10 protein-coding genes, 4 pseudogenes and 2 riboswitches are annotated in these 12,419 nt (G+C 46.4%); of the genes and pseudogenes, 13 read left to right on the top strand and 1 reads right to left on the bottom strand.

Translation table 11 applies throughout. The annotated features are described in order from the left end of the window. Positions 1–5: 5 nt before the first annotated feature. The 11 genes and pseudogenes from XI25_RS36940 to XI25_RS34950 all read left to right on the top strand — a co-directional run bounded on the left by XI25_RS36940 (position 6) and on the right by XI25_RS34950 (position 7,834). The gene (locus tag XI25_RS36940) at positions 6–167 is read left to right on the top strand and encodes an IS3 family transposase (RefSeq protein WP_442950412.1); all 162 of its coding nucleotides are present in this window, start codon (positions 6–8) and stop codon (positions 165–167) included. Between the two features lie 220 nt (positions 168–387). Beyond that, positions 388–768, top strand: a complete 381-nt coding sequence (locus XI25_RS18200; RefSeq protein ID WP_046679629.1) for a VOC family protein — start codon at positions 388–390, stop codon at positions 766–768. Positions 769–819: 51 nt separating this feature from the next. Further along, the gene (locus XI25_RS18195; protein WP_046679642.1) at positions 820–1,299 is read left to right on the top strand and encodes an NUDIX domain-containing protein; all 480 of its coding nucleotides are present in this window, start codon (positions 820–822) and stop codon (positions 1,297–1,299) included. Positions 1,300–1,482: 183 nt separating this feature from the next. Then, positions 1,483–2,241 carry a GNAT family N-acetyltransferase gene (locus XI25_RS18190; protein ID WP_052759667.1) on the top strand — a complete coding sequence of 253 codons (759 nt, stop codon included), beginning with the start codon at positions 1,483–1,485 and terminating at the stop codon, positions 2,239–2,241. Beyond that, entirely contained in the window at positions 2,223–2,405 is a 183-nt protein-coding gene (locus XI25_RS31455) for an N-acetyltransferase (protein WP_052759666.1), read from the top strand. Before XI25_RS18190 ends, XI25_RS31455 begins: the two co-directional genes overlap by 19 nt. A 287-nt stretch (positions 2,406–2,692) precedes the next feature. Continuing rightward, positions 2,693–3,280: a YkoP family protein gene (locus tag XI25_RS18185; RefSeq protein WP_152669166.1), complete on the top strand. Its 588-nt coding sequence runs from the start codon at positions 2,693–2,695 to the stop codon at positions 3,278–3,280. Positions 3,281–3,282: 2 nt separating this feature from the next. Next, positions 3,283–4,011 carry a polysaccharide deacetylase family protein gene (locus XI25_RS18180; protein WP_046679628.1) on the top strand — a complete coding sequence of 243 codons (729 nt, stop codon included), beginning with the start codon at positions 3,283–3,285 and terminating at the stop codon, positions 4,009–4,011. Between the two features lie 513 nt (positions 4,012–4,524). Beyond that, positions 4,525–5,697: a serine hydrolase domain-containing protein gene (locus XI25_RS18175; RefSeq protein ID WP_046679627.1), complete on the top strand. Its 1,173-nt coding sequence runs from the start codon at positions 4,525–4,527 to the stop codon at positions 5,695–5,697. Between the two features lie 58 nt (positions 5,698–5,755). Next, positions 5,756–7,130: pseudogene (locus tag XI25_RS34960) on the top strand (serine hydrolase domain-containing protein). Between the two features lie 103 nt (positions 7,131–7,233). Next, entirely contained in the window at positions 7,234–7,485 is a 252-nt protein-coding gene (locus XI25_RS34955) for a hypothetical protein (RefSeq protein WP_235439970.1), read from the top strand. After that, entirely contained in the window at positions 7,472–7,834 is a 363-nt protein-coding gene (locus XI25_RS34950) for a hypothetical protein (protein WP_235439969.1), read from the top strand. The genes XI25_RS34955 and XI25_RS34950 overlap by 14 nt, the downstream gene beginning before the upstream one ends. A 534-nt stretch (positions 7,835–8,368) precedes the next feature. Here XI25_RS34950 and XI25_RS18155 read toward each other — a convergent pair. After that, a pseudogene (locus tag XI25_RS18155) lies at positions 8,369–9,848 on the bottom strand (aldehyde dehydrogenase family protein). 198 nt (positions 9,849–10,046) lie between these two features. Next, positions 10,047–10,136: riboswitch (glycine riboswitch) on the top strand. 11 nt (positions 10,137–10,147) lie between these two features. Beyond that, positions 10,148–10,247, top strand: a riboswitch (glycine riboswitch). A gap of 146 nt (positions 10,248–10,393) precedes the next feature. On the opposite strand from XI25_RS18155, the pseudogene XI25_RS18150 reads away from it, so the two are divergent. Both XI25_RS18150 and XI25_RS32315 read left to right on the top strand, forming a co-directional pair. Further along, a pseudogene (locus XI25_RS18150) lies at positions 10,394–11,774 on the top strand (alanine/glycine:cation symporter family protein). Between the two features lie 504 nt (positions 11,775–12,278). Then, positions 12,279–12,395, top strand: a pseudogene (locus tag XI25_RS32315) (NUDIX domain-containing protein); the annotation flags it as partial. Positions 12,396–12,419: the final 24 nt, after the last annotated feature.

Raw genomic sequence — 12,419 nt, 5'->3', positions numbered from 1 at the left:
AGTTCATAAATCAAATCAATTTCCAAAGTCTTCACCATCTAAACGTAGAATTATATGATTATGTGAACTGGTTCAACAGGCATCGAGTTCATGGCTCACTAGGTTACATGACACCAGTTCAGTACAAAGCTGCAGCCCTTAAAAAAAGTTGTCTGATTTACTGTTGACAGTCCACAACTGCCCTTAATTTGATGATAGCCATGGTAAGAAAGGTTCATTATCATACAGGCCAGATTATTTATGTTGCAAAAATGAGAAAAGGACAACTTGTTTGGATATATGACTAAGTACATGTAGGGAATGACTTTAAGAAGAAATGCATGTGGGCCGACGTCTTGTCTCTTTTTTTGAAAAAAGTATGGCTAAAATCACGGAGGTATATACATTATGAAAAACCCAATTGCTAATAGAGTTGATACCATATTTATTCATGTAACCGACCTAGAGAAATCAGTTGAATGGTATAGCAAACTTCTGGGCGTAGATGTTAAGGGCCCGGTTCAAGGACCAATTTATACATTCGATATGGGAGCAGGGCGACCGGGGTTAACGCTGGATAATCATTGTTTTGATGACATGCACGAAATCAAACCACTGAATCATCCACTCTTTAATTTGAGTGCCGTGGATATAAATGCAGCCTATCAACATGTTAAAGATCTAGGTGCCGAGATCGTGAACGAGATTCAAACATTCCCGGATTTATCTGAGTTCTCTTTTAAAGATCCAGATGGAAATATCATGATGATATGTACTTGTTTTAGCTAAATAGTGGTAGCAGCTGATCAACTCAACGCAATATTAAGCAGAAAGGAACAGATCCCAACCGTGAAAATAATCGTTACTGCAGGAGCGATCATAAGAGATAATCAAGGCAGAATATTGCTTCAAAAAAGATCGGATTATGGCAACTGGGGATTACCTGGTGGAGGTATGGAACCGGGAGAAACGATCGAAGCCACAATGATAAGAGAAGTGCTTGAAGAAACTGGACTTGAAGTACTGAAATATCATTTTTACGCCGTATATAGCGGTGAGAGAATGCAGTATACATATCCGGATGGAAATGAAGTTGTTTTTGTAATGTTCTTATTCAATGCAGAAGTAGACTTGCAAGGAAAAGTAGGAGAAGACGGACAAATCTTACTCTATAATGATGCATCGAACGAATCTCTACAACTAAAATTCATCGATATGGAAGATATACATATTTCAGATTTAAGTTCAGTCCAAAGACCTGTATTTGAAGATCTAAAAGCTAACAAAAAAAACACTATTAAGAACATGACTTGTAGATAATACATGGAAGGTGTTAATATGAACTAACATTGCGGCATGCCGTTAGCCGGCAACATTAGCGTTGCGGAAATACATGAAATGAGGAATAAACTATCGTGAAAATACGATTCAGTAAAGAGCAAGTGAAGGCGTGGGCAAAAGAGGACCGTGCGAACGGCCTCCACCAAAGGAGATGAACAGGCATTGATCCAAGATGGCGTACATGCGTTTAAGCGATTTGACTCGGAAAAGCTTGCTTCCATTCGTCAATTGGCTGACCTGTGCAACGAGCATGATCAAATCATTCTGAAATTGAATTGGGACACCTTGCAAGATCAGAAGAGCAATTCAATAATTGGTTTTCTGTATTACGTTGGCGAGCAACTTGCCGGGTTTCTCGGTCTCTATCAGTTCCAGTCGTCAGAGGCAGAAGTGAGCGGTATGGTGCATCCGGAATATCGTCGCCAAGGAATATTCGGGCAACTCGTCCGTGCCGCTCAAGAGGAATGTCTTCGGCGAAAAACGGGGAGGTTTATCTTCATCTGCGAACGGCGTTCGGAATCCGGGAGGGAGTATGCAAAGAGTATAGGAGCGAATTACAGCTTCTCGGAATATTGGATGCAGCTTGGGGAAAAGAAGGATGAAGACCCAAGCAACTCGCTTCCCTCTGAGCTGAAGCTTGAGCTTCGCCAAGCTGACCCAACCGACATTGAACTGCTCACTCGGCTGAACATGGGCGGGTTCGATGTGACAGAAGCGGATGCGAGGGAATTTGCGCAGAGTTCTTTTCGTTCAGAATCCGATAAAACGTACATTGCCGAACTGCTGCAAGAGGGCGGCGAGCCGCTGCCAATCGGAAAAATTCATGTGCAGCTGGATGAAAATAAAGCGTTCATTTTCGGATTTTGCATCTTGGCGGCGCATCGGAAGCAGGGATACGGCAGATGGATCTGCGGCATATGATTCACACCATCAAGAGTCAAAATGAAGCCGCTGAAGTAGCTTTGGAGGTTGCGGTGGAGAATGAGAACGCGCTCGGATTATATACGTCATGCGGTTTCGAAATTCGCAATGCGAACGATTATTATGACATGGTTCTTACGGCCGAGAAAGTTCAGTCTACATAAAACAAAGACCTAATCCATTTACAAAGCAGTGCGGTACTGATAAGGTGCTGCACTATTTTTTTTGCTGTGCGAGTCGGAATTCGACTTGGGCCGTAAGAATCTTAAGAAACTTGTAAGATTAGAGAAAGAAAAAAGAAAATTCAGCCTTGTACTATAAAGGTGCTAGGAAAGTTTCGATCGAATCCTGCTTCTTCATTCACTTCACGATCAACAGCAGGCGAATAGAACTACTTTCTATCAGCAAGAAGATAAATGTATTTATACATAGGGAAGGAATTGATGTTTTCGTGAGTTACGCCTTATACAACAAAATGCTGCAGTCGCTGTGGATGGCCTGGGAGACTGTATTTGAACGTATAACGCCGCTTCGAAGTGTGTACCAGTCGCAATTCGGCATTTGCAAAATTGTCGTTCGCGCCCATCGTGGTAGTTCTATCCGCTGTGAGGATGGGACATACATACATGCGGGTGATCAAGTCTGTGAGATTCACCTTGATAATCGGGAAGTTCTGCAGCTATCCCGAACGGTCGGGGCGGATCGGGCCGCGATTGTAACGGCTCGCAGGCTGCGCGAAGCGTTGAAGGATATTGGCCGAGCGGTCGAATCAGATCCGAAATTGGCAAGGGTTAAGGCTTTGACCGGCATTACCTTGCTGCATCGCGGCATTATTCATGGATTGGGATTCGAGCTGCATCCGCTGGAGACGAAGTGGATGCAGCGGATATCGACGGTATATCTTCGCTTGCTGCTTCGTATGCTCAATCCAGAAGGGGCCAAACGATTAAAGCAGCAGAGATCGAAGCTCGTGCCGAAAATGCTCATGATGTCCCGAACGTCTTTGGTAAATCGATATGCAAGCGAGGCGAAGGCGTAATTATGGACCATCCCATTGCAGGTTTACTCATTTTCTTGATTGCGCTTTATATGGGGCTGCCTTTCCTGCTGACTCGAATATTCGGTTGGGGAGTTTTTCGCAAGGCAAATCGTAAGCGGGCAGTGCGCCATGTTGCCTTCACATTCGATGATGGACCCGATCCTCGCTATACGCCCAAGCTGCTTGATCTTCTTCGGGACCGAGGCGTGAAGGCAACCTTCTTCGTTCTCGGCAGCAAGGCGGAGAAATATCCGGAGTTAGTGAAGCGCATGCACGTGGAAGGACATCAGATCGGCATTCATAATTATACGCATATGCTGAATTGGATCATGTCTCCAAGAAACATACGTCGAAAGCACGTTGAACGATCTGCAGACATTATCGAACGAATTACGGGAGAACGTCCGACCTACTATCGTCCTCCTTGGGGGATTTTGAACATTATGGACCTGTTCCTGCTTCGCAAGGCATATCGGCTCGTGTTATGGTCGGTTATCGCGCGCGACTGGAAACTGAATACGGGTGAACGTCATTTGCATAATCTGCTGTCCGAGCATATCCGTCCCGGGGCTGTCATCGTATTGCATGATAGCGGCGATACTTTCGGAGCTGACAAAGAAGCCCCCGGACAAATGCTGACGGTGCTTCGGGACATCCTGTCCGAGACCGAGCGAAGAGGCTTGAAGTGCGTGCGAACGGATGAACTGCTGAAGCTGGAGCATGCAGCGTAAAATCGCAAAAAAGAAGGATCATTCACTATCTAAAAGCAGCAAACCATAGAGAGGCAAGGAATCCTTGTTAGCCCATTTCCCGGCCAATCCACGATTGCGGTCAGCCTCCGAAAGGGCCGGAATTCAACCTGTTCGGAGTAAATCGAATCTTAAATAATTTAAGGACGAAAAAAGAAACATAGAAGTGAAAAACTTCTATGTTTCTTTTTGATTTATTGGAAAATACTTTGCATTTTCCGAGCACAGATGCTCCTTCTAACCTATTATGGAAGCTATTTTGAACGTAATGGATTTGTAAGGAATGAATAAGAAAAAAAGAAATTTTTACTGTGTAGGATAAAAATATAAAGAAGGTGAGGGGGGAGTAGATAAGATATACTTATGTGAAAAACAAACCAGTAAAGATGATTACGAATTCATGTTGCCCTTTTGTCATTGGTGGAGATGTTAGCTGTGCAGTACGAAACAACAAGCAACCACCCATACCATATGAATAGAGGAGTGGAATGCCTTATGAAAACACGTAGTCAAATTACATTTGCAAGTTTGGCCCTTTTAATAGCTGGAAGTTCCCTGTTATACACAACAACACCAACCCCAATTGTAAAAGCAGAGCCCGCTCAAAGTGTATCTAGTTCGTTACAAACAAGTATTCAACGAGATCGTGCTTCCGTCAAGCAAGCAATGCGGGATACATTGCAACTTGGATACCCGGGGATACTTGCTAAAACTTTTGAGAGTGGAAAAACGTGGAGTTATGCCGCTGGGATAGCAGATCTGAGAACCAAGAAACCAATGGAAACAGATTTTCGCTTTCGCATTGGCAGCGTGACGAAGACGTTCACCGCAACGGTTGTACTTCAATTAGCCGGAGAGAACCGCTTGAATCTAGACGATTCCATTGAAAAATGGTTGCCTGGTGTCATTCAAGGAAACGGATATGATGGTAACCGGATTACGATCCGGCAGATATTGAACCATACAAGTGGTATCGCTGAATACTCAAGGTCAAAAGACTTTAATCTTATGGATACGAAAAAATCGTACACGGCTGAAGAATTAGTAAAGATGGGGATTTCTCTGCCCCCGGACTTTGCTCCAGGAAAGGGCTGGTTTTATTCAAACACAGGATACGTATTACTGGGTATCCTTATTGAAAAAGTAACCGGAAACAGCTATGAAGAAGAGATTGAAAATCGGATTATTGAACCGCTTGACTTGTCGAATACATTCCTACCTGGCAATTCAAGCGTTATTCCAGGCACCAAGCATCCTCGTGGATATATCCAACTAGACGGAGCGAGTGAGCTAAAAGACGTTACTTATTATAACCCAAGTATGGGTCAATCGGCTGGAGAGATGATTTCTACTGCTGACGACTTAAACAAATTCTTTTCCTACTTGCTCGGTGGCAAATTACTAAAAGAACAGCAACTAAAACAAATGCTTACTACAGTTCCTACAGGAATAGAAGGAATCGATGGATATGGTCTTGGAATTTATGAAACTAAACTTCCAAACGGAGTCTCGATATGGGGACACACAGGTGGCATTCCAGGATTTGATACTTTTGCTGGAGGTACATATGGAGGTAGGCATACGTTGGCCGTCAGTTTGAACAGTATGGGTAAAGTTAACAGTTCGGATCTTTTTAAAAATATTTTACTTGCTGAATTTAGCAAGTAGCCAAAAAGAAAAAACGGATAAATATGTCATTGTCATTATCTAAGGAGGCAATTCTCTCATGAAAAATAAACTATCTGGGGTGTTAGCCGCTACATTGGCGCTGACCATGACCCTGCCAACAGGAGCGATAGCATCTTCCAGCAGTAAGACTACAGTTGTGGCAAGCCAAGAAGTTGCTAGCCAAGAACTGAAGAAGATCGCAGCAGAGAAAGCTGCTCTACTCACGAAGTCCTATGGAACGACCAGCGTGCAGTATGCGCTAATTGATAATGGAAAAATTATTTTGTCGGGTCAGACAGGCAAGAACGATATGGAAGGGAAACAGCCGCTGACCAAAGATACTCTATACGGGATTGGTTCAACCAGTAAAGTATATACAGCTGCGGCTGTAATGAAATTAGTCGACGAAGGAAAAGTCGATTTGGATGCTCCTGTCGTCCGCTATGTTCCTGATTTCAAGATGAAAGATGAGCGGTACAAGCGCATTACGCCGCGTATGCTGTTGAACCACTCCTCGGGTTTGCCAGGTATGACGTTCAATAATGCATTTTTATTTAAAGATAATGATACTTATGCCCATGATATTTTGTTGCGGGAACTATCCAGCCAAAGCTTGAAGGCGGACCCTGGCGCGTTCTCGGTATACTGCAACGACGGCTTTACGCTGGCCGAGATTTTGGTGGAAAGAGTCAGCGGTATGAGTTTTACTGAATTTCTACATCAACGGTTTACAGAACCCTTAAAGTTGAATCATACGAAAAACGCCGCAGGACAAGTGGGAAGACGAAAAGCGCGCTGGACTTTATACTCCGACGTATCAAGGGCAGCTTCCTATTGAATCAGTGAATGTGATTGGTTCGGGAGGGATCTCTTCCACGGCAGAAGATGTGGTGCGATTCTCACAATTATTTATGGGACAGGGAAAAGGAATCCTTTCTAATAAGGCAGTCAAGGAGATGGAGCTAGAGGAATATAAAAAAGGAATGTGGCCGGGGGATGGAGATAGTGTGTTCAACTATGGTCTTGGATGGGATAGCGTGGAACTATATCCATTCAATAGATATGGGATAAAGGCCTTGGCTAAGGGCGGAGACACGATACTGCAACATGCTGCACTGGTCGTGCTTCCGGAACAGAAGATGGCAGCGGCTGTGTTGTCATCCGGCGGCAGCAGCCTTACAAATCAAATGGTGGCAACTAAATTACTGCTCACCGCGCTTAAAGAGAAGGGTACGATTAAGGATATAAAGCCGGATAAAACCTTTGGCAAGCCAGTCAAGGCTAAGATGCCTCAAGACGTGGCAAAGAAAGCGGGCCTTTACGCAAATACCTACAGTCATTTCAAAATAGAAATTACGAAGAAGGGAGAACTGCTCTTACCATTTAAGCCAGAAGAAAAAATATGTATATACGGCGGATGGAAGCTTTATTAATGAAAAGGGTACCTCCAAGCTCAATTTCGTCACCGAGAAGAATGGAAAAACTTATTTGAGGGAGAACACATATGAATTATCGCCGGGCTTGGGGCAAATTGCAATGATTAACTATTTAGCCGAAAAACTAGAAGATAATGTGCTACCGAAGAAAACCGCTGCTGCATGGGCGAAGCGGGAAGGCGGCAAGTTCTATCTTGTGAACGAGAAATTTAGTTCCATGAACTATCTTGGACAACTAATACCTCATATCACACAAATCACTGTCAAGGAAGGCTATTGGGAAGGCAAAAAAAATAACGGGTCCGAATACGGCGAAGCATCAACTCCAGATTCCCGTTATGGATGGGCGTGATACGAAGGAAGCTCGTTTCTATACAGAGCACGGTAATGAATATATGGAGATGGCCACCTTCTTATACGTAAGTGAATCCAACGTAAAACCGCTTGATGCAGGTCAATCATCGAAAGTTACATTGCAAGCAAATGGACATGCGAAATGGTTTAAGATCCCGCAAGCGGCAGCAGGAAAAACGATGACCGTGGCGTTGCCATCGAAGAGTTCGTTCGCGGTGTATGATGAGAAGGGAGTATGCATCAATTTTAGCGTTATGAGCGGCAATAACAAAGTAAAACTGCCGAAGAACGGAACGGTTGTATTTGCTGGTGCGCCGAACTCGGAATTTGCAATTACGTTGAACTAGCAACAATTTAAGATGAACTTCAACAAAACCAGCACGACATAGAAAAGATGTTTTGCTGGTTTTGTTTGTATTTTACGTATTGCCTTTACGAAGAGGCTTTATAATATCACGCTCAAACTCTGTAAGAATAGCAAGCATATCAGTTCTGGGTTATCATCTTTTGCCCCACTCATCTTCTCGGTGTAAATACGTTCGCAGCCGGTATTATGATGTATAACCCCGCGGGACTCGCGATAGCTGCCCGGATATGGGAGCGTCCTTCGTATCATGACGGCGAAGGACGCTTTTTTTCAAGAGATAAGAAAGTATAAACTTCAGAGGATTGGCCACCTTATCTCGCAAGAAAAACTTCCGCAAACTGCGGTCTGTCTTCTGAGAAAGTACGTCGATAGACGTTTTTTCTTATGGCCGGTGAACGCAAGCGGTAAAAGGAATCGCTTCAGGATAGCCATTGAGGAACACGATCTCCCGGTGGCCGTTCGGCAACAGATGCTCGATCGCCTTCTGCGGTTTAAATTAAATAGTTGTACTTGCCTAGTCCATGTTTACCCAGACAGTCTTCACTTCCGTATAATTGTCGAGCGCATAAGAGCCCATTTCCCGGCCGAGCCCCGATTGCTTGTAACCTCCGAATGGAGCGGCTGCATCGAACACGTTATAGCAGTTCACCCAGACGGTACCTGCTTTGAGTTTGCTTGCCAAATAGTGCGCGTGCTTCAGGTTTTGGGTCCATACTCCTGCAGCGAGTCCGTAGTTGGATTGGTTGGCCTGTTCAATCAAGTCGTCGAGAGTATCGTAGGGCATCGCTGTCACGACAGGCCCGAATATCTCTTCCCGGGCAATCTTCATCTTCGGATCGACGTGCGCGAATATAGTCGGTTCCACGAAGTAGCCCTGCGGATGCGGAACCCCGCCGCCTGTTACCAGTTCAGCGCCTGCTGCAGATCCGGCTTCGATATAACGCTTGACGATGTCATGCTGCTCGGAGGAAACGAGCGGTCCCATTTCCGTCTCCGGATCGAGGCCGGTTCCGACCCGGATTCGCTGAGCTTCCGATGCCAAGTCGGCCACGACGTTGTCGTACATTTTCTTCTGCACGTAGAGCCGCGAACCAGCTGAACATACCTGCCCCTGGTTGAATGTGATGCCGCGTAACGCTCCGGGCACCGCAAGTGACAGATCGGCATCCGGTAGGATGATGTTCGGGGATTTGCCGCCAAGCTCAAGGGTCACTTTTTTTGACGGTGTCTGCCGCTTCGCGCATAATGGATTTTCCGACGATCGTGGAGCCGGTGAATGCGATCTTGTCGACTTGCGGATGCCGCACGAGCGGCGCGCCTGCCGTCTCTCCAAATCCGGGAATCACGTTGATTACGCCGCGGGGGAAACCTGCTTCCTGTGTCAGTTGAGCCAGGTACAAGGCGGAAAGCGGCGTCTGCTCCGCAGGCTTCAGGACGACGGTGCAGCCGGTGGCCAGGGCGGCTCCGAGCTTCCAGGCTGCCATCAGGAGAGGGAAGTTCCACGGGATGATTTGCCCGACGACCCCGACGGCTTCATGCCTCGTATAGGTATGAAAGTTGCCCGCCGTAGGGATGGTTTGTCCGACTATTTTCGTTGCCCATCCGGCGTAATAGCGGAAATGCTCGATGGTCAAGGGAAGATCGGCCGCCAACGTTTCCCGCAGCGGCTTGCCGTTGTCCAGCGTCTCCAGCTCGGCCAGTTCTTGCTTGTTCGCTTCAATGAGGTCGGCCAGCTTATAGATGAGACGGCCGCGATCCGCCGCGCTGATCGTCGACCATTCTCCCTGGTCGAATGCTTGACGGGCAGCCTTTACCGCTCGATCCACATCCTCCTCTCTCGCTTCCGCCACAACCGCCAGCACTTCTCCGGTAGCCGGATTGATGGAGGAAAATTCGTTGTTCTGAACGGATTCAACCCATTCCCCATCGATAAATAGCTTTTTGGTGCCCTGCAAAAAGGATTCTACCTTCGGACTAAGTTGGATTTGCGACAATGGACATTCACTCCTTTGCAATCCATGTCATGGACAGGGATTAAATGATAGATTTTCAACCTATATGTATTCTTTTAAAAGAGGAATCATTCCCGTTAAATTCAAGTACGGTGGTGGCATGGAGGTTATTTCCATATCAAACATCCTTGCGCAATCGAAGCCGGTTTTCTATAATAGATGAACAACTTCATAAACTGGATGAAGTATGCGGGAGACAGGCACCAGCCTGGCCGAAGGGGCAAAACTCTCAGGCGTTTGTTTCAATCTTTAAAGGATTGCACGCAAGCAGGACCGTGTACGGACAGAACTCTGGAGAGACTCCGCTGAAACGGGGCACCGAAGGGGCAAGACGTGTCACCACACGTTAAAACTCTCAGGTAAAAGGACAGGGATTGCAGATGATATGCATTATTATTCGGATTCGTGATTAGTATCACCTATCGTTTTATTTGCGTTTCTGCAAAAATGTCCCCAGAGTCAAATCTATCGATTTGGCTCTTTTTCGTGTCGCGAGACACATCGATATCGATGAAGAGGGGAAGAGGATGAACATGTTGGAAGAATGGTTAAACCGTGTGGATCATTTTGTATGGGGGCCGCCGCTGTTGGTATTGTTGGTGGGAACGGGGATCTTTTTCACGATCCGCCTCGGTTTGCTGCAAGTGTTTCGTCTGCCGCTGGCACTGAGGCTCATTTTTACCGCGAAAAATGAAGGGCAAGGAGACGTCACCAGCTTTGGCGCGCTCGCTACCGCCCTGGCTGCCACGATCGGGACGGGGAATATTGTCGGTGTAGCGACGGCGATTCAAATAGGCGGACCGGGAGCGCTGTTCTGGATGTGGTTGGCCGCTTTTTTTTGGCATGGCGACCAAATACGCCGAAGGCGTACTGGCCGTGAAATACCGGAAGATAGACGAGAATGGGCAAGTCTCGGGCGGCCCGATGTATTATATTGAACAAGGTTTGGGCGCGAGATATAAACCGCTGGCCGTATTTTTCGCTGTGAGCGGGGTATTGGTCGCATGTTTCGGGATTGGCACCTTCCCGCAAGTCAATGCCATTGTAACGTCTACGCAGTCAAGTTTGGGAGTTCCAGCCGCTGCAACTGCAGCTGTGGTGACGGCTTTGACGGCATTGGTGACCATCGGAGGGCTCAAAAAAATAACAAAGGTGACTACCAAAGTGGTGCCCATCATGGCCATTGCCTATGTGGCAACAAGCTGTTTCGTGCTTGTTGTTTTCGCTGACAAACTTCCATATGCGCTGTCGCTCGTATTTCAAAGCGCGTTCAACCCGACTGCGGCAGGCGGCGGATTCCTCGGCGCTACGGTCATGATGGCCATTCGCAACGGCGTGGCAAGAGGCGTATTTTCCAATGAGTCCGGCCTTGGGAGCGCGCCGATTGCAGCCGCGGCGGCCAAGGTAAAGTGGCCTGCAGAGCAGGGACTTGTGTCGATGACGGGTACTTTTATAGATACGATTATTGTATGCACGCTGACCGGCTTGACGCTGATTGTGACCGGCTCATGGAATGGGGCGGCGGAAGGGGCTGAGATGACCCAAGCCGCTTTTGATGCGGCCATGCCGTTTGGTTCCTTCATTCTTATGTTTTGCCTCATTTTATTTGCGTTTACGACGATTTTGGGCTGGAACTATTACGGCGAGCGCTGCATGGTATATTTATTTGGCGTCAAGTCCATCCTGCCTTACCGCATCGTGTTTATCGTTCTGGTTGGAGCGGGCGCGTTTATCAAGCTTCAGGCGATCTGGCTTCTCGCAGACATTGTGAATGGACTGATGGCGCTGCCGAACCTGATTGCCCTGCTTGGTTTGTCCGGGGTGGTTGTGGCTGAAACGCGCCTCTATTTGCGGCATAAACGGCGAGAGAAAGTGATTGGGGAAGAGAAGATGAGGACAGCAGGATAAGGAGTACTATAACGATTGGGCAATTCGGACGAATTGGAAAACGAGGTGATCTGTCACGGCTTCCCACGGCCAAGCTTGCCTCCGAATGGTGGTCAACCCGTATTTCCGATTTACTTCAGAGTCCTGGGTGTATCTATACAACTGAGAAAATTTGCTCTTTCGCAATACTGGACGTATCCTGCTATACTAGTGTTTTGAAAAACCTGGATATCTTTCAGGCGACAGTTTTCGTGCTGTCGCCTGTTTGCGTGAAAACAGTCGGAGATTGATTTCGTAGAAGAAGTTTATTCGGACAGTAGGACGGAAGGCTTTGTTTGAGTAGGAGTAAACCCAAAAAGCTTTGGGTGTCTTAGGAGTTGGAGTGTTTACGAAGTTCAGCAATGCACGTATGATGGAGGTATTCACGAAGTTCGTGAATATGACGTTATATGAAACCTGCGAAGAGCATATAAAAACAAAAATACCTTAGATCATTCTTAGATCAATCTATTAAGGAGTGAGTTTATGAATCCACCAAAGCATATAGTTTCGGCAGGTGCAATTGTAATAAATGACAAAAACGAATTGTTACTTATTAAAGGACCAAGAAGAGGCTGGGAGATGCCTGGTGGTCAAGTTGAAATTAAATAAAGAAATTACTCTGAT

It is taken from the genome of Paenibacillus sp. DMB20, from assembly GCF_000987955.1.
Taxonomy (GTDB): Bacteria; Bacillota; Bacilli; order Paenibacillales; family Paenibacillaceae; genus Paenibacillus_AQ.
The sequence above is the reverse complement of the archived record's forward strand: the minus strand, read 5'-3'. Positions and strand labels throughout refer to the sequence as shown.